Origin of the sequence: Mucilaginibacter sp. 14171R-50 (genome assembly GCF_010093045.1) — a bacterium.
Lineage (GTDB): Bacteria > Bacteroidota > Bacteroidia > Sphingobacteriales > Sphingobacteriaceae > Mucilaginibacter.
Map to the genome: position 1 here is coordinate 2,833,944 of NZ_CP048115.1, position 18,084 is coordinate 2,852,027.

An 18,084-nucleotide genomic window follows, 5' to 3' on the forward strand; every position below is an offset into this window, starting at 1 on the left:
GTTTATGATTTGCTTTCAATACTGCCCAAAGTACCATCTACGCCGTTGAGGGCTTTTTTTGCTTGTTCCCAGCTTGCGTCGTTTGGATCGAAAGTACTCCGAATATAAGCCAAAATGCTTTCACATACAAAGGCAACACGCTCCGGATTTTCATCACTTGTTTCGCGGGCATCATACCCCGATATGCCCCCAAAGATGTGTTCGGCGCCGAACACGGTCAGCAGGTCCTTCGGGCCGGGGCTCTGATAGTAAGCATCTGCACGCCAATTGTCCACATCAGAGAACATGAGGTTGATGTCTTTGTCGCCATTCACAATGAGCGCCGGCAAGGTCATAGTTCCGAAATTACCGGCCGCCAACACCGGATAATGCTGTCTGTTTACGCCGTTAAATCCTTCGGGGCCACCGCTCACACCGATCAGCACCTGGGCGGTTATCCGCGGTTCTGTGAAATTCACTATTTTTCCTGTTGCAGGGTCAGTTACCTCCATACCGGCCAGCATGGCAACCGTGTGCCCGCCCATGGAATGGCCGATGGCCGCGACTTTTGATTTGTCTACTCTTCCGGTTAAGCCGGGTACCGTTGAAATTATTTCGTCCAAATGATCAAGGATAAATTTCATGTCCGTTGCCCGTGAGCTCCAAAACAGGGGCGCTTCAGGAAGAGATGCGGGCAGGGCGAGTGCTCTGGAATTTTGGTGAGTAGGTTGAATAACAACAAACCCTTCTGCCGCAAAAAAATCTACCATGGGGGCATATCCTTTATACGAAGATAGAAAGTTAGAAGGGCCGTGTCCGTGCGAAAGGAGAATGACAGGCAGGTTGTTTCCGCTTGCGGGTGCAGAAACTTTTATTTCAAGGTCTACATGTCGGCCGGGTACAGTTAATACAATTGGACTAAAACTGATGATGGGTGTTTTTGACTGTTTCATTTTCTTTTGATTAAATTTGGATATAGTCAAAGGTCATCAGCTTTCAGCTCCCCGGCGTAGTGAAATCGGGGCATTACGTAGCCAAACTCCGGAAAAGGTAGCAACCCATCAAAGCGTTTTATTCCAATGACGAACAGGTCGCAGTCTTTGAAGGGGATAATATAATCAGACCAGGGTGCTTTTCCAGGTCAAATTTTTCAATGTTTTCCGGTACCGAACTTGCTGGCATTGAAACTCGCGGAGCCGCCGCGTGGGATGGTTAGTGAATGCCAGTCGGCCGCGGACATTTTGCCGATGTAAACGATCTGGCCTACATGATAAGGATAATGGGCAAGTTGCCGGTTAATGGCTTCCATTACTGTGTGTGCTTCGTTTCGGATATAAATGATCTTATCCAGGTCGGCCTCATGTAGCGAGTGCAGCGTATTTAGTAACACCTGCCAGCCATTTTCCCAAAGGGCCAGCATTTCAGTTCGTGATGCAACATGGTTATCGAATTCCGCTTCCCGGTCACGGTCCGGTTTTTCGCCATCTGTTGTGAGCATGTCTGTCCAGCGGCTGCGCATGTTGCCGGCCAAATGCTTCACGATCGTGGCGATGCTGTTGCTTTCGCTATTGAACTGCCAGAACAATTGTTCATCGCTGACCTGCGCAAAGGTGCGCTCGCCCAGTTGTTTATAATATTCAAATTGCTTGATCGCGCTGTTAAGGTAATTCATAATTTACTGTTCTTTTTACTGTAACCAAAGTAAATAACTAAACCGAGAATTAGCCAGGCTAATAAACGCAGCCAATTAGCCCAGCCAAGGCCATAGATCATAGCCGCGCAAAAGGTGATGCCTAATAGCGGCACTACGGGCACCCAAGGCGTACGAAATTGCCGTTCCAAACCCGGTTCCCGCTTTCGTAAAATAATGACCGAAAGATTGACCAGTATGAAAGCGAACAAAGTACCGATGCTGCTCATGTGGCCGACCACATTGCCGGGTATGAAGGCAGCGAACAGACCCACCAAAAGCAGGATCACTAAATTGGCTTTATAAGGCGTTTGGAAACGGGGATGTAATTCGGCAAACACTTTTGGCAGTAAGCCATCCTGCCCCATGGCGTAAAATACGCGCGACTGCCCCATCAGCATGGCCAGGATAACCGACGAGAAACCGGCAAGCAAGGCCACCGTAACCAATTGCGCCAGCCAATCGTAACCCGGCATAGCCTGATGGATGGCGAACGCAACTGAGGCTTCCCTGCCTCCATTACGGAGGTCCTGCACAGAGACCAGCCCGGATAGTACGTGGCCGAACAGAATATATAGCACGGTGCAAAAAGCCAAGGTGCCTAAAACCCCTATGGGCATGTTTCGTTTAGGGTTGATGGTTTCCTGTGCTGTGGTACTTACCGCGTCAAAACCAATAAAAGCAAAGAACACCGTACCGGCCGCCGCAAGTATGCCGCCGATACCGCCAAAAGGGTGACTGAAACCTTGTTCATCCACATAGGTCGTTGCTGGTGGAATAAAGGGTGTGTGATGAGCTGCGTTGATAAAACCCCAGCCGGTTATAATAATCAGCACAACAATCGCCACCTTGACGATCACAATAATGCCGTTTACCCAGGCCGATTCTTTAGTGCCTTTGATCAGCAAAAGGCTGATGAGCGCGATGATCACCAGCGCAGGTAAATTAATGATACCATGTTCCCCACCAGCAGACACCTGGAAAGGCGAGTGCGACCAGGCAAAAGGGATTGGCGTAGTATGGAGGATATTCACCAACAGGTTATTCAGGTATTGGCTCCAGGAGATGGCCACCGTAGCCGCGCCCACCGCATATTCGAGGATCAGGTCCCAGCCGATGATCCAGGCCAGCAATTCGCCCATGGTCGCGTAAGTATAGGTATAAGCGCTGCCCGATATGGGAATAGCCGAGGCCAGTTCGGCATAACAAAATCCGCTGAGCGCGCAGCCCAGCGCGGCAACCACGAAAGCGATGGTGACCGAAGCGCCGGCATCATCGGCAATGGCGGTAGCGGTGCTCACGAACAGGCCGGAACCAATAACGGCACCGATGCCCAACCCGATGAGCGACCATACGCCCAGTGTGCGCGGTAAATTTCCGGTTTCCTGTAAGAGCCCGGCAATAGGTTTCTTTTTATCAAAAAGCATTTATAAGAGGTTTAATTGTGATTTCAGGGCGGTAAGTTCACCCAATAGTTTAGTATAAGGAACAGGCAGGTCGCCCGCCAGGCTTACAATCTCGGCATTAAGTGTTGCGATTTCGGTCGGCCGGTGGTTGCGGATATCCTGTAAGGTAGAAATGAACTGCCCGTCGGACATCCGGCTGATGGACAATAAACTGTCCTCTACCTCTTGTGCACTTAGTGCGACACCTTGTCGTTCAGCAACAGCCAGGCACTCATGAATAACATTCCGTGCCATTCGAAGGGCGAATTCATTTTTGTAAAAAATGCCGTTATCAATATCCAGCAACGGACAAATGGAATTGAACACACAATTGGCGATCACCTTTTTCCAGATCAGCGGCTGGATATTTTGCTCACTCCTGAACCGGAACCAGGGGTTGTCGAGTTGGCCGACCAATTCATCAAGCATCCCTTGTTCACCTTGGACCAAACCGACCGGGCAGGCGCTTACCGGCTTAAAGCGTACCGTACCATCCGCATTGAACTGGGCGGTGACCAGCAGCACACAACGGTAGAGCTGCCGGATATGTTGATCGATAAAGGGCTGTTCGATATTCAAGCCGTTCTGTAAAAGGATGACAGGTTGATTGGCGCCTCTTAACTTTGCCGCAATAGTGCTGTTAGCGAATGATTTTGCGGTAACCAATATCAGGCCGCTCTCAAATGAAATTGTGGCGAGGCTGGCGACTTTGACCGCCGCTTGAGATAGCTGCCCGGAGACATGGACGTGAATGGCCTGGAAATCACGCTGTGTTTCTTGTACCTGCCTGCTTTTAACCAGCACAACTTCTTTGCCGGTATTTTGAAGCAGAACCGCCAATGCCTGGCCGATTGCCCCGGCCCCTATAATATAGATCATGGTTAACGCTTGGAATAAACGATTAGTGAAGCTTTAGCAATTGCGGCCTTGTTTAGCATAAAGCCAGTTATTGCAGCAGTTGAAGTACTCTTGGTTCCCAGTTTCGCGGTGTTCAGCGCATATACGGTGATGATATAACGATGAGGTGCATCACCTTCGGGCGGACAAGGCCCCTGGTAACCCCGTGCACCGGTATCATTGGCGCTTTGTAAGCTGCCTGCGGGTGCTAAATTGCTTTTCAGGTCACCGGCACCTTGCTTTAACCGGCTGATGTTAGCCGGGATGTCTACGATCACCCAATGCCAAAAACCGCTGCCTGTGGGCGCATCAGGATCATACATCTTAACGGCAAAACTCTGGGCATTTACAGGTGCGTGGCTCCAATGTAACTCGGGTGAATGGTTCTGGCCATTGCAGCCCATGTTTCCCGCCACGAACGCCGGGGTGAACTGACCGCCCAGGTCGGCACTGCTTAGTGTAAATGTTTGTGCAACAGCGTGCTGAGCGATCACTAATGCGAGGGCAATAAAAAGTATCTTTTTCATACCTCAAATATGCCGGGGCACAGGTTATCGCTGTTATTGCAAAAAGTTCAATCTTTATTGCGCAAAGCCCAATCCGCAGGCGTGGAGCCATATTGCCTTCGAAAGGCAGTATTAAAATTAGACAAGTGCTGATAGCCATAATCCAGGTAAACCGAACTAACAGGCTTACCTTTATCCAGTTCGGCGGCTGCCATTTCCAGCCGGCGTTCACGGATATACTTTTGCGGCGACACGCCATAAGCCTTCTCAAAATCGCGTTTGAATGACGACAGGCTGCGGTTGGCCAGAAAGGCCAGTTCTTCCAGCGTCAGCGGGTTCATTAAATTGGCCTCAACCAGATGCTTCAATGGCGGTTCATTTTGTGCACCAAACAGCGCGGTAATTACGTCGGGCGCAAGTTCATATAAGGCTGTAAGCAATTCCCGGATCTTTAATACCGCCATTTCAGCCGACAATGTTTGCCGCTGATCGATCAGCGAGCGCAGGTGGTCAACATAAGACTGTATATAGCTATCTACCTCAAAATACAGATAGGGAGCATTGGCTTTGGGCTGAGGTTGTGCCGGTTTACCCGCCATGAACTCATGTCCCAGCCGCGCCGGAAAGAATACAATGAAGCTTTGGTATAAAGCGTCAGTATTGCTGTGTTCGGCAATGATAGAATTACCTTCGGGGATCAGCACGCCATGCCCATAGCGCAGTGTAGTGTTGCCGCCGGCACGATAAATGCGCTTTTGCCCGTGCTGGACAAAGCTGAACGCGCAACATTCAAACAGCACACGGCTGCGGAATGGCCCGCCGCGGTCCCTATAATTCAGGAATACGATATCTCCCGCCGCGATCTGCGGCTGACCCTTAACAGCTTGAGGTACTTGAATAATTTCCATTCGTTAAATAATAAGGCGCCCTAACTGGCGCAAAGCGTTCTCTATCGTTTCGTTCCAAGGCATACCGTAGCTAAGGCGCATACAGTTGCTGTACTGGTTTTGCAGCGAAAACATCGCGCCGGGCGCGAAACTGATCTTTTGCCTCACCGCGCGGTCATAAAGCATAGCGGTATCGATCCGCTTATCCAATTCAACCCAAAGCATAAAACCACCCTGGGGGCGGCTGACGCGGGTATGTTCCGGAAAATACTCAGCAATGGCACGGCTGTAACGCAAGGCATTGGCTTGCAGCGTATGCCGTAAACCGCGCAAGTGATGCGCATACCGGCCTGTTTCTAAAAAACCGGCGATTACCTCCTGGGTAATCGTCGTACCCGCAATGCTATGGTAGAGTTTCAGGCGCAACACCTCATCTTTGAATTTCCCCGGCGCTACCCAGCCCACACGGTAACCCGGTGCCAGGGTTTTGGAAACCGAACAACACCATAATACCAAACCGCTGTCATCAAAGGAGCGGCAGGAACGCGGGCGCTCATTACCAAAATACACCTCGCCGTACAGGTCATCCTCGATCAGCGGTATACCATACTGCTGGATCAATTTGACCACTTCCTTTTTATGTTCATCAGGCATCAGGCTACCCAGCGGGTTATTGAAATTACTGACCAGCAGGCACGCGTTGATCTTTTTGGTCATCAAGGCTTTTTTCAAAGCTTCCGGCTCAATACCGGTCTGCGGGTGCGTAGGCAGTTCAACGACTGTCAGTCCCAGGCTTTTTGCCAATTGCAATATACCAAAGTAAACAGGGCTTTCCACAGCGATCGTATCGCCGCGTTGGGTTACCGCCATTAATGATAGGGAAAGCGCATCCATACAACCGGCAGTCACTACCAGGCCGTCACTACCCAGTGAACGGCCTTCGCCTGAATAAAACAGCGCTACCTGTCGGCGCAGGTGTTCACTGCCCTGCACCTGTTCATATTCCAGTCCGCTGCCTTTTAACTTGCGCGTTGCCTGGAGCAAGCCTTTGTTCAGCTTGGCCACAGGCAGAAGTGCTAAGGCAGGCACACCGAGCGACAAAGGGACGGCCCCATCCCGGCCCATGTCCCGGTAGACCCGGCTGATCAGGTCGTGCATATCGCCTGCTGTGCCGTGAACGGGCGTACTGGTAGCGGGCAAGCCCAAATTTCGATTTGGTGAGCGGTGCACGAAATAGCCTGACCGCGGTCTGGATTCGATCAGCGACTTACTTTCCAATTGGTAATAAGCCTGTAAGGCGGTGCTTTGGCTGACGCTGTAACGTTCACAAATAAGGCGCAGCGAAGGCAATTTATCGCCCACACGCAGTACCTGTTGCGCGATCTGCACTTCGATATCTGCCGCGATCTGATCATATAGATTTGTTTTGACTTTCATCTGCTATGGTCAAAATTACAATTTCTGCATCTGTACACCTAATTTTTTTTCGCCCAATTTTGTGTTATGACCAAAAGAGACATCAGCACCTTACACGATATCCATCCCTGGCATTCGCGCTATATCCGGTTGACGGATGATCTGCCGCCATTAGAGGTATTAAAAAAACATGCGGTAATATTTACTTCAGCTGAAGTAAAACGACTAGATCAACTGGGGAACCTTGTTTATGCACCGGGCAAATGGACGATCAGAGGCACCTTGCAACATTTGATCGATACGGAACGCATCCTGAGTTACCGCGCCTTATGCCTGACACGGAATGAACAGGCCGACCTGCCCAATTACGATGAAGCCGCTTACGCCCGATATGTCGATACCAGTTGCCGCAGTATTGCTGACCTGCTTACCGAATTTGATCACCTACGGCAAGGTACTTTACTGCTCTATCAAAACTTTACAGACGAAATGCTGCGCCGTGTAGGTGTTGCCGCCGGGAAACGGGTATCGGTACTGGCCCTGGCCTATATCATGGCCGGGCATCCGCTGCACCATTTGGCCATCATCCAACAAAAATATTTACCGCTTTTAAACAATCCTGAAATATGAAATACCCTATCCAAGTGGAGCGAACCCTGCATAGCAGGCTGGCGACCTATGACTTCAACAATGTACAGTTCGGGCCTAACCCGACGGACCACCTCTTCAGCGCCGAGTACCGGGACGGGCAATGGCAGGATGCCGCTATCAAACCTTTTGGCGAATTCTCCATTAGTCCGCTGGCGCTTTGCCTGCACTACGGGCAAACCGTTTTTGAAGGTATGAAGGCTTTTCGATTAGAAGATGGTGGCGTTAGCATCTTCCGTATGGATAAACATCTGTTGCGTCTGAACCGCTCGTTGGAGCGGATGTGTATGCCAGCAGTACCTGAAGAACTGTTCTTTTCGGCTTTGGAAAATTTAGTGGCGATTGATGAAGGCTGGGTGTCCGGTTTGTCGGGCAATTCACTATACCTGCGGCCAATGGTATTCGCCACCGAAGCCCGATTGGGTGTCATGGAAGCTCAGGAATACCGCTTTATGGTTGTCGCCCTGCCGATGGCCAATTACTACAACGGCGCGGTGCGTGTAAAAGTAGAGACAGAATATACCCGGGCAGCTAAAGGCGGTGCCGGCTTTGCCAAATGCGGTGGTAATTATGGCGGCGCGTTCCTGCCCACCCGTTTGGCCAGAGCCGCCGGTTTTGACCAGGTACTATGGACAGATGGAGACACACACAGTTTTATCGAAGAATCGGGAACCATGAACGTGATGTTCGCCATCGGCGGTACGCTCATAACGCCGCCGCTGAACGGGACGATCCTGGATGGTGTGAACCGGGATTCCATCCTCACGCTTGCCAAGGCCCGCGGTATCAAAACCGAAGAAAGGCCGATCAGCTATTCGGAGTTGGAAAAAGCTTTTGAAAACGGATCAGTAGTGGAAGCTTTCGGCGTAGGCACAGCAGCCGTTCTGACCCAGATCAGGGAGATCGATATACTGGGCAAAAGCTATTTTCCGGCAACGCCAGATGATGGTGTGGCCGCGACCTTACGGAGTGATCTTCAAGCGATTCGTTATGGGCGGTCGCCCGATATTTTTGGCTGGAATCATCGGGTGGCGTTGAAGGATGTCTATGCCTTGTAATGCAGGTGAAAAAATCCACTTTCCGGAACCAGTCATAGCAGCTCTCCAAAAAAAACGCCCCCTGTTTTGCACCTGATACAGATCATCAGCTTGGCGAAACAGGGGGCGAAAATGGCCACGCAAGGCGTGGCTGCCAGGCAATTTAAGTTCGATAACGAGGTCGTCCTGACAACCTGCCGCTTCGGCTTCCGCTTCTTCTCTTGTGCCTTTATTGTTCCCATCTTCATCGTTTACCAAGGTTGCGTACTGTGCGCCACCGAAGCATTCTAAAAACCAGATAGTACATAGCTGATAATGAGAGTGGCTTGGAACCTGCGTATGCCGGACCATCGTATACCATTACAAAGCTTTCGATGTGCGAAAGCCAATATGTATGACATTTGAATAAAGCATCCTAAGAAAGTAGCATACAGTACTTTAAGACGAACTGCAAGACCAAATAAAAGGTCGCTATTGACGCTGCGCTCTACAGCACGAAGATAAGTGCGATTCCTTAGCATTGAGTATTCTTAAAATATCTTTCGATTATAAGAAGTGTGGTAATTGTCCCCCAATTAGTAACTGAATCAAGTGATATATTTTTTTGTAATTATATTATTCATCAAAGCACGACTAAATCTGTGCTTTCTTTTTTTGAAGTAACTACACTGACACCGTTCTGACACCATTAAAATAATTTTATCGCGTAATTTTGTATTGTTCAGATGCTAAAGGGAGCTACAAGCAAAGAAAAGAACGTACTGACAATGTAGTGTCACCATCAACAAGAGTTTTACCTCGTACCTTTGTTATTATCAAGCTCAGAATTCAGGCATTTACCACTCTCTGGTAATCACTCGCTAACAACGAGATTCATATTTAAGTATTAAACAAATAACCAAAAACAATTTATGACTTATAACAGCGTTTGCCGTGCTTTTCGGCGACCTGTTACTCAATTTATCCTACATGAAAAAAATCATTTGCATCGCTGCTTTATTAGGCAGCACACTCCTCGTATCTGCTCAAAATTCAAACCCCTGGCCTACTACGGGAAACGTAGGTATTGGTACAAGCAGTCCTTCATTTTTAACTCATATCTATGGCGGTACCGCCGCTACGGAAACTGCCCTGTTCGCTCTTCAAAGCCCTTTTGCAAATGCAAATACAGGGGTAACAATGCGTTTTGTTGCATCAACCAATCCCGCGAATGTGACAAACTCCGGAGAAATTGGATTAACCAGGGTTGCAACCGGAGCTAATATGTATTTTCGGTTAGGCGATAATACTAATATGCAAACACGCCTGTCTATAATCGGTGCTTCAGGCAACGTCGGTATTGGAACCACCACTCCCAGTTCAAAATTGCATGTAAAAGAAACGAACGCAACTCCAGGCTTTTCGAATGTCACTATTGAAAATGCAGGCGCTTTAGGTTACGAAGCCGGAATTAATTTTAAAGGCGGATACACGAGCGGCAGTCTGAACTCTGGAAGGATCTACAGTTTGTTCGACGGGGGGACGGGTTATGCCAATGCGCGGACGACCATCCAAAGCATGCTCACAGGGGGCGCTTATGACAACACCCTTACTGTCCGTTATGGCAGTGTTGGAATAGGAACAATAGCCCCGCCCACGGGATACAAATTGGCGGTGAATGGAAGCGTTATCGCGACAGCGGTAACTGTTCAAATGTACGGCGAGTGGCCTGACTACGTATTTAAAAAGGATTATAAACTGCTTCCCTTAACTGAGGTGAAAAATTACATCGACCGAAATCAGCATTTGCCTGACATGCCATCGGAACAAGAAATCGCCGCTAATGGATTAAACCTGGGCGAGTTAAGCAAGGTGCTTACAAAAAAAGTAGAAGAACTTACACTTTATCTGATTGAAAAGGAAAAGGAACTTAATGTTCTGAAAGCCCGAATGGATAAAATGGAAAAATCGATTGAAAACAAATCGCTGTAATTCATACATTAAATATTTTACAATGAATCATTTTTTGAAGAAGAAATGGTGGCTTACTTTATTATTATCAATCGTATTGCTACCATATAATGAAATTTTTGCCCAATCCAAACCGTACTCGCTCGTAATACCTCCATCACCAAATTCAGCCTCGATAGGCAAATTCGGAGATATACCGCTAAATTATAGCTCGGGATTGCCAAACATTAGCATTCCACTTTTAGACCTGAAGGAAGGCAGCCTAGCTCTGCCAATTTCAATAAACTACAACTATGGCGGCTTTCGTCCCTCTGACCAGCCCGGGGTCGTAGGTCGTGGCTGGTCGTTGATGGCTGGCGGAGTCATTTCCCGAGTGGTTAACGGGCTGCCCGATGAGCTACATGGTAGCACGCGTTTAGGGTATTTGTATAACAGCGCAAATATAAAAAGCCTATTGAAGGTGAACGACTCACTAAATTGTCAGAATCAATCCTGTCCAAGTTGCTTTGTTGATGGCAATTGCGACGGCGAACCCGATATGTTTTATTTCTCATTCGGTAATATTTCAGGAAAGTTCTTTTTTGGTGATGATGGTCTGCCTCATATTGTTTCTGACAGAAAACTGAAAATTGAGTACCATCAGTTTGACACCCCGATTTTACAAAGAATCTATAACGGAATTAGCACTAATATTAATGGATTTACCATAACCACCGAAGATGGCACTGTGTACCGGTTTGGAGATCCCACCCCTAAGGCGGAGGTTATTCCAATAGATCCGATGAAAAATGTTGAGTTTTCTTATTCTCAGCACGAATTCTGGGACCCGCTTAGTACAGCATACCTGACACCCATTAGTGCCTGGCTGTTATACGAAATAGAAGATACCGATGGCAATAAAATAAAGCTTTCCTACCTGAATGATTATAAAGACAACCAGTCTTATTTCAAATTAAACCGTCAAAGGATTACAAAAACGCCGTTTCAGGTATATACAACTACACCGCACAGTTCTGAGGAGGTTGCGGGGTTTGATTATTCTATATCATCGGAAAATTTTGTTACCAAAATTGAGGGTTCTACGTGGAAGGTAGATTTCTCGTATAACAATCTGGAATCTGATACGGCGCTACACACATTAAATAGTGTTTTACTATCGCTAACGAACGGTAACGAAATAAAACGCTACAACGCAACCTATTCCAGCACCGATATGAAGTGCCTGCTTACTGGTTTGAAAGAGAAGGCCATTACCGGAGGCACCGCTGTTTATAAAACACATGCCTTTGAATATACTCCGTTTCCGGCCACCTATTACATTTTGGGACTTGATTATTGGGGGTACTACAACGGAGTAAATAATGCCGATCTGATTCCTGTTTCGCCATACACTGCCAATAGAGAGCCTTCCTTCAGCAATACTGTACTAGGTGCGTTGAAAAAAATTACGTACCCAACAGGCGGCACTTCCTCATTTGAATATGAACAGAACGAATACAGTTATATCAGGCAAGATACGACTGAAAATGGACAAGCTATTGGCCGCCGGGCCGGTGGAGGAATCCGATTGAAAAAAATGATCGACAGCGGCGGTAATGGAATGCCTGCTATGACGAAAGAATACTCCTATAATAAGTTCAATAACCTAAACTTAAGCAGCGGGGTAGCGTTAGCACCGGTCAATAAGTTTTTCTTTACATTCCAGGTGTCACAAATAAGCGGTAAGCTAGCTTGGCTGTTTGGAGGTGAAGTACCGGACACAACGGTCAACTGGAATATTTGGAAATCCGATCCGTTCTACACATTGTCGCAAACGCCAATATACTATTTCAATGTACGCGAGACGACCGGAAGCACTATTAGAACTGATTATGAGTTTACCTCCCATTTGGACTACCCCGATTATTTGGGAGTAAATTACGGATTGGGTACCAACCAGGTAGGCCCATATGAAAGCTATGACTTTGCCCGCAGCCTTCCCAAAAGCGTTAAACAGTACCAAAATAATGCTATCGTTAGCGAAACCCAAACAGCGTATACGATGACAGAGAAGTTCCGTTCGCGTAGGTTATGGCGTCAGACAGCGATCTCCAGATCGGAAGGCTCATTCCAATTTGCTAAAGGAGTTGCGGTAATCTCGGGTCTAATTCAGAAAAAAAGTGATAGCACTCTGTATTATTACCCTGCTGGAAACTATATGGTACGGAACATCTACGAATACGACAGCACTTATTATTCGCTCAGGAAACAAATCCAATATAACAGCAGAATAACCTCATCCACACCTGGTACTGTTGAAACACGGTATAAATATCCGTTTGACTATGCTGGCGGGGTGTATCCGGCGATGATAAGTAAAAATATCATTTCTCCGGTTATAGAAGAACAAAAGCTCGTTAACGGAAATCAGGTTAATTATACGTTGAAAGACTTTGGGATATATAACAATGGAACACTCTATAAACCATCCACTGTAAAAGTCCAGACATTGAGTACCAACCCGCTGATTACAAAGAGTGAGGTTACAAAATATACTTCTAATGGCAATATTGAGGAAGTGTTGCTTGATACTAAAACCTATCAGTCATACCGATGGGGTTATAATCAGCAGTACCCAATTGCAGAAGTAAAAAACGCAATGAGCGCCGAATTTTTTTATGAGGGGTTTGAAAAAAAAAATGGAACAACAGTGTCAGGCGGAGATGCTCATACAGGCTTGCGATATTCTACTAATGCGTCTGTAAGTTGGGCCAAACCCAACAATCGCGAGTATGTAATCAGTTACTGGTATAAAGATACCGGAGCATGGAAGTACAGCGGTGAGTTGCCTTACACGGGTAATTCATTTATCCTGTCCGGCGGAACTGCATTTGATGACATATGCATATACCCAATTGATGCTCAAATCTCAACCTACACGTACATGCCGTTAATAGGCCTTGGAACAACGACTGATGTCAAAGGACTAACAAACTATTATAGTTACGACGGATTTAACAGACTAATGGATGTTAAGGACCAGGATGGAAATATTGTTAAAAGTTATTGCTATAACTATCAGGGCGGCAGCACTAACTGCTTTGTAGATCCATTGATTTATAAAAATGATGAAATAATTACAACACATAGAAAAGAATGTGGGGTGCATTATCTTGGTTCCCTGGTCACTTATAAAGTTTTTAAAGGCACTTACTTATCAACGATCTCACAGGCTGATGCCGATCAACGCGCGCAGACCGATGCTGATGTACAAGGGCAGCTTTATGCAAACTCGGACCCTGATGCTACCTGCACATTAATCCCCTGCTACTCTTACACATTCAGTGCAAACCAAGGATTTAGTGCGACTTATCATTATAAAGACTGTGAAGGAATTGACAGGACAGAATATGTAGAACAAGGACATTCAGTGACGTTATGCGCACGAGAAGGAACAGTTAACGGAGGGCCGTATATAAAAGGAACTGCTTGTCCACAATAATTTTAGATAATATGATGAAATATATCAAAGGGGCCTTTTTATGGGCACTAATTGTTCTCTTCATAACACCATTGAAGGCACAAACATATATCAATACCCCAATGACAGGAACACCTGCCGCAGGCCAGTATTACAATGAAAAACAAATAACATTGAGTCCCAACTTTACGTTTACGGCATCGTCCGGGCAGACGCTTAAGTTATTCATAAAAGATTGTGTGCCGTTGACGCTCAATTTAAGTTCGAGTCAAAATTACGTAATGATAAGCACGCCGCGTATAAGCGGCATTACCACTCGGAGCGGGCTTGCAAATCGTACCACGTGCGAACTGATGCAAAACGTACAATACTTTGATGGCCTAGGGCGTCCTATTCAAACGATTCAGATTAAAGGCTCTCCCGGTTACAATGATCTGGTACAGCCCATTGCGTATGATTCACTTAATCGGGAAACAGTAAAATACTTACCCTATGCTTCTACCAGCGCGAATGGGAGTTATAGATCTGCAGCCATTACGAATCAGCTTGCATTTTATGATCCGGCGGGGGTGCCTGATTCAACTTCACAGCTGCCTGGGGGAATTGCACACATTTCTACGCCCTATGCAATGACAAAATATGAACCGTCTGCTTTGGGCCGGGTATTAGAACAAGGCGCTCCCGGCGACCCTTGGCAACTTACCGGCACCATTAACCCAAGTGGAGTAAGTTCTGGGCATACGATTAAAACCTCATATTCAGTTAACAACACTTTGGCTTTGACTGATACGGCAAACACATATCTTGCTGCGCTGTATACGGTTACCATTAATCCCAATCAAAGCCGGACACTTGTTCGGTTGAGTGGCGCAGACGGTAATTATCTTGCTGGTGAATTAACAGTAAAAATCACGAAAGATGAGAACTGGCAAAGTGGGCGCGGAGGTACCTCTGAAGAATATATTGACAAGGAAGGTCGTATAGTACTAAAGCGAACATTCAGTTACCTTGTAGGCGCCCCTAATGAATTACAGATATTAAGTACTTATTATGTGTATGATGATGTTGGAAATTTAGCATATGTATTACCACCGAAAAGTAATGCTGACAACACAGTTCCAACTCAAACCATACTAAACAACCTTTGCTATCAATATCGATACGACGAGTATAACAGACTTTCGCAAAAGCGTGTGCCAGGAAAGGGTTGGGAAAATATGGTTTATAACAAACTCGACCAAATAGTATTAACACAGGACTCTGTTCAAAGAGGCAACAATCAATGGACGGTTAATAAGTACGATGGTTTAGGCAGAGTTATTATAACCGGGTTATGGAATGCAGGGGCTAACATACCTTTAACCACCTTGCAAGATAGCATATACGCAGCCAGTCAGTGGGATATCAGGGATTATGCGAATAATACTACAGGATATAAAGTAACAAGCTATCCCGCTTTGACGAAAACACTAACGATAAATTATTATGATAACTACACAAATATTCCGACAATACCTCCGGGGCTTACCCCAACACCGGGCACATATAGTAATTTAACAAAAGGACTTGTCACAGTATCAAAAACAGCGGTGTTAAATACACTTTCAAACACCGAGCCTGACATGCTTTGGAACGTGAATTACTATGATAATAAAGGCCGGGTAGTAAAAGCGTATATGCAGCACTATCTGGGAGGTACTTTGAGTTCATACAATTATGATGATGTATCGAATACGTATGATTTTACTGATAAAATAACAGCGACCAGTAGAAAACAATATACCAAAAATGCCGACAATACAGCCGCGATATTGGCAGTGTCAATTGCGAACCAATACAATTACGACCAGGCAGACCGAAAAAGGGAAACATTTGAAAGAATTAATTCAGACCCGCAAGTATTAGTCAGCCGATTAGATTACAATGCTATCGGGCAGTTGAAGACAAAACACCTGCATGGATTGTCCGGGACTATTCCCTTTTTACAAGATATTAACTATCTATACAATGAACGGGCATGGCTGTTATCAGGCAAAAGCAATACCAACCTGTTTAACTTTAGCCTTGCCTATAATAAACCAAATGCTGGTGTTAGTCCCCAATTTAATGGGAATATTGCTCAAATGGAATACACTAAGACCGGCAGTAGCAATGTGAATTTTAATTATCGTTACGACCAATTGAATAGGCTAAAAAGTGCCTTGTCATCAGATAGCGCTTTAGATGAAACTATTGATTATGACGTAATGGGCAATATTACAAAACTTGTACGTAGTGGCAGTAATTCTGCAAATCTGAACTACAGCTACTATAATGCTAATTTGAATAACCGTTTGCAAACGGTAACCAATAATGGAAACGCTTTCAGAAGTTATGCATATGATGGTAATGGGAATGCAACATCTGATGGCGGAACTAAAAATATTTCATATAATTTATTGAACCTGCCACAAACAATCAAACAAGCAGATACGATATTAGCAACGTATACTTATGACGTGGGAGGAAGAAAATTAAGAAATGTTGGTAGCGATGGTGGCTGGGATTATATAAACGGGATTGTATATACAAATAATGTAATTAACTTTATACAGACCGAGGAAGGTCGTATTAAAAATATTAGTGGTGTTTACAATTATGAATACAATCTTAAAGATCAGCTAGGTAATGTAAGATTATCATTTGATAGAGATCCTGTCTCTGGCTTAGTAAGAAGATTACAAGAAGATGAGTACTATTCGTTTGGCCTAAGGAAAACGCCGGTTGATTATGATATTTTAAATCACAATCGTTACCTTTATAATGCTAAAGAAATACAATTGGATCTAACAAATCAATACGATTATGGCGCGCGGTTTTATGATCCGGTGATTGGACGTTTCACTACTGTAGACCCTCTCGCAGATAAAATGCGTCGGGTTTCCACTTACAATCATGCATTCAACAATCCATTAAGATTCATTGATGCTGATGGTATGGCACCGACTGATGTTATTATTGGTGGGGATGATAAACAGGCCGCTTTCGAAGAGTTGCAAAAATCAGTAAAGGGTCAATTAACCTTATCTATGGATGATAAAGGTAACGTGACGTATTCTAAATCTGCTCCTGATCCTCTTATAGGAAAGGACGCGAAACAGTTGATTGCTGCGATTGACGATCATACTGTAAATGTTAACGTTACTGCTACTAAAGGAAATATCATAAGTACGGTTGATTTTGTTGGGGGTGCTTTTTTGGGAAACGATTTATTGCCAAGCGGCAATGTGAACACTAAACAAGTTATATCGCCGGAAATACTGGAAAAGATGGATAACTATTTTGGCAGCCCGGGCAAAACAACACTTCATGAAGTCACAGAGTCTTATAATGGCGCAAAAATTGCGCAGAGTAATGGGGTTTCTTCACCATTCGCCTCACCAAGTGAGGTGGCCAACCCAAATAGCGATTATCAGAAAGCGCATAAGGCCGCTACCGATCAGTCAGGCCCAGTAATAGAAAAATATTATGGTCCATTAGGAGGTAGAGTAAGTAAACCCGGCATTATGGGAAAAACAGAATATATTCTTGATAACGGTGTTAAACCCGCAGTTCCATTAACGTCTAAAACATATCCTCAAAAACTATAATAATATGAAAATTTACTTAATTTTAATAATGCTTTTGGTGGTTGCATGTTCTTCATCAAAAAACTCTTTAAAAAATAGTTTAACTAATTTTACTGGATATAAAGTTTATAATATAGATTCCGTTAAAAATATTTACATTATATATGCACGGGATAATAAGAGTTTACCTTATAAAATATTGTCTCGTAAAGATAATACGTCAAATGGTGAATTAATAAAACTTAACAATGCATATCCATTTATTTTAGAGGAGGTTTGGTCAAAGAAAGCAGATCTCGTAAATGGGACATACTATTACGATACTCCAATTTCTGTCGATGGCGATTCGATAACAAGTCTACATGCCGCAAAAAATCTTCGAGGATTGAAATTTATACGATAAACAATAACCACTAAATACATATGAATTGCGTAATATAAAAGCACATCAAAGCATTTGTATGAAGAGTGGCTCTAAGAGTAACAAAGCTGTGAATGTTCTTTTTATGTTTTTAAAAGTTATAACAAGCTGGACTAATTGATCTATTAAATTATAATTCG

14 protein-coding genes are annotated in these 18,084 nt (G+C 45.2%); 7 read left to right on the forward strand and 7 right to left on the reverse strand.

Translation table 11 applies throughout. The features are described from left to right. Nucleotides 1-2: 2 nt before the first annotated feature. From GWR56_RS13035 to GWR56_RS13060, 7 genes are all read right to left on the reverse strand, one after another. Nucleotides 3-932, reverse strand: coding sequence for an alpha/beta fold hydrolase (locus GWR56_RS13035; protein ID WP_162431669.1), 930 nt, complete (start codon nt 930-932; stop codon nt 3-5). 197 nt (nt 933-1,129) lie between these two features. Then, nucleotides 1,130-1,651 (reverse strand): DUF1572 domain-containing protein, encoded by a 522-nt coding sequence (locus GWR56_RS13040; protein ID WP_162431670.1) that lies wholly within the window; start codon nt 1,649-1,651, stop codon nt 1,130-1,132. Beyond that, a complete protein-coding gene (locus GWR56_RS20545; protein ID WP_202925317.1) occupies nt 1,648-3,096 on the reverse strand; it encodes an amino acid permease in 1,449 nt (482 codons plus the stop codon). Before GWR56_RS20545 ends, GWR56_RS13040 begins: the two co-directional genes overlap by 4 nt. Continuing rightward, nucleotides 3,097-3,993, reverse strand: coding sequence for a ketopantoate reductase family protein (locus GWR56_RS20550; RefSeq protein ID WP_202925318.1), 897 nt, complete (start codon nt 3,991-3,993; stop codon nt 3,097-3,099). Between the two features lie 2 nt (nt 3,994-3,995). Further along, nucleotides 3,996-4,538, reverse strand: coding sequence for a YbhB/YbcL family Raf kinase inhibitor-like protein (locus tag GWR56_RS13050; protein WP_162431671.1), 543 nt, complete (start codon nt 4,536-4,538; stop codon nt 3,996-3,998). A 47-nt stretch (nt 4,539-4,585) separates the two neighbouring features. Next, nucleotides 4,586-5,425, reverse strand: coding sequence for a helix-turn-helix transcriptional regulator (locus GWR56_RS13055; protein WP_162431672.1), 840 nt, complete (start codon nt 5,423-5,425; stop codon nt 4,586-4,588). A gap of 3 nt (nt 5,426-5,428) precedes the next feature. Continuing rightward, on the reverse strand, nt 5,429-6,841 hold the full coding sequence (locus GWR56_RS13060) for a PLP-dependent aminotransferase family protein (RefSeq protein WP_162431673.1): 1,413 nt from the start codon (nt 6,839-6,841) through the stop codon (nt 5,429-5,431). 66 nt (nt 6,842-6,907) lie between these two features. On the opposite strand from GWR56_RS13060, the gene GWR56_RS13065 reads away from it, so the two are divergent. From GWR56_RS13065 to GWR56_RS13095, 7 genes are all read left to right on the forward strand, one after another. Then, nucleotides 6,908-7,450 carry a DinB family protein gene (locus GWR56_RS13065; protein WP_162431674.1) on the forward strand — a complete coding sequence of 181 codons (543 nt, stop codon included), beginning with the start codon at nt 6,908-6,910 and terminating at the stop codon, nt 7,448-7,450. Beyond that, on the forward strand, nt 7,447-8,526 hold the full coding sequence (locus GWR56_RS13070; protein WP_202925319.1) for a branched-chain amino acid aminotransferase: 1,080 nt from the start codon (nt 7,447-7,449) through the stop codon (nt 8,524-8,526). Before GWR56_RS13065 ends, GWR56_RS13070 begins: the two co-directional genes overlap by 4 nt. Nucleotides 8,527-8,592: 66 nt before the next feature. Next, nucleotides 8,593-8,796, forward strand: a complete 204-nt coding sequence (locus GWR56_RS13075; protein WP_162431675.1) for a hypothetical protein — start codon at nt 8,593-8,595, stop codon at nt 8,794-8,796. A gap of 678 nt (nt 8,797-9,474) precedes the next feature. Next, a complete protein-coding gene (locus tag GWR56_RS13080; RefSeq protein WP_162431676.1) occupies nt 9,475-10,476 on the forward strand; it encodes a hypothetical protein in 1,002 nt (333 codons plus the stop codon). A gap of 22 nt (nt 10,477-10,498) precedes the next feature. Next, nucleotides 10,499-13,936 (forward strand): DUF5977 domain-containing protein, encoded by a 3,438-nt coding sequence (locus GWR56_RS13085; RefSeq protein WP_162431677.1) that lies wholly within the window; start codon nt 10,499-10,501, stop codon nt 13,934-13,936. Between the two features lie 11 nt (nt 13,937-13,947). Further along, the gene (locus GWR56_RS13090) at nt 13,948-17,544 is read left to right on the forward strand and encodes a DUF6443 domain-containing protein (RefSeq protein WP_162431678.1); all 3,597 of its coding nucleotides are present in this window, start codon (nt 13,948-13,950) and stop codon (nt 17,542-17,544) included. Between the two features lie 4 nt (nt 17,545-17,548). Beyond that, the gene (locus tag GWR56_RS13095; RefSeq protein ID WP_162431679.1) at nt 17,549-17,926 is read left to right on the forward strand and encodes a hypothetical protein; all 378 of its coding nucleotides are present in this window, start codon (nt 17,549-17,551) and stop codon (nt 17,924-17,926) included. The last annotated feature ends 158 nt before the right edge of the window (nt 17,927-18,084 follow it).

Excerpts from the sequence above, each read along its gene's own strand:
- GWR56_RS13040 (WP_162431670.1), bottom strand. The coding sequence starts at position 1,651 with ATGAATTACCTTAACAGCGCGATCAAGCAATTTGAATATTATAAACAA.
- GWR56_RS13050 (WP_162431671.1), bottom strand. The coding sequence starts at position 4,538 with ATGAAAAAGATACTTTTTATTGCCCTCGCATTAGTGATCGCTCAGCAC.
- GWR56_RS20550 (WP_202925318.1), bottom strand. The coding sequence starts at position 3,993 with ATGATCTATATTATAGGGGCCGGGGCAATCGGCCAGGCATTGGCGGTT.
- GWR56_RS13055 (WP_162431672.1), bottom strand. The coding sequence starts at position 5,425 with ATGGAAATTATTCAAGTACCTCAAGCTGTTAAGGGTCAGCCGCAGATC.
- GWR56_RS13035 (WP_162431669.1), bottom strand. The coding sequence starts at position 932 with ATGAAACAGTCAAAAACACCCATCATCAGTTTTAGTCCAATTGTATTA.
- GWR56_RS13060 (WP_162431673.1), bottom strand. The coding sequence starts at position 6,841 with ATGAAAGTCAAAACAAATCTATATGATCAGATCGCGGCAGATATCGAA.
- GWR56_RS13070 (WP_202925319.1), top strand. The coding sequence starts at position 7,447 with ATGAAATACCCTATCCAAGTGGAGCGAACCCTGCATAGCAGGCTGGCG.
- GWR56_RS13080 (WP_162431676.1), top strand. The coding sequence starts at position 9,475 with ATGAAAAAAATCATTTGCATCGCTGCTTTATTAGGCAGCACACTCCTC.
- GWR56_RS13095 (WP_162431679.1), top strand. The coding sequence starts at position 17,549 with ATGAAAATTTACTTAATTTTAATAATGCTTTTGGTGGTTGCATGTTCT.
- GWR56_RS13065 (WP_162431674.1), top strand. The coding sequence starts at position 6,908 with ATGACCAAAAGAGACATCAGCACCTTACACGATATCCATCCCTGGCAT.
- GWR56_RS20545 (WP_202925317.1), bottom strand. The coding sequence starts at position 3,096 with ATGCTTTTTGATAAAAAGAAACCTATTGCCGGGCTCTTACAGGAAACC.
- GWR56_RS13085 (WP_162431677.1), top strand. The coding sequence starts at position 10,499 with ATGAATCATTTTTTGAAGAAGAAATGGTGGCTTACTTTATTATTATCA.
- GWR56_RS13090 (WP_162431678.1), top strand. The coding sequence starts at position 13,948 with ATGATGAAATATATCAAAGGGGCCTTTTTATGGGCACTAATTGTTCTC.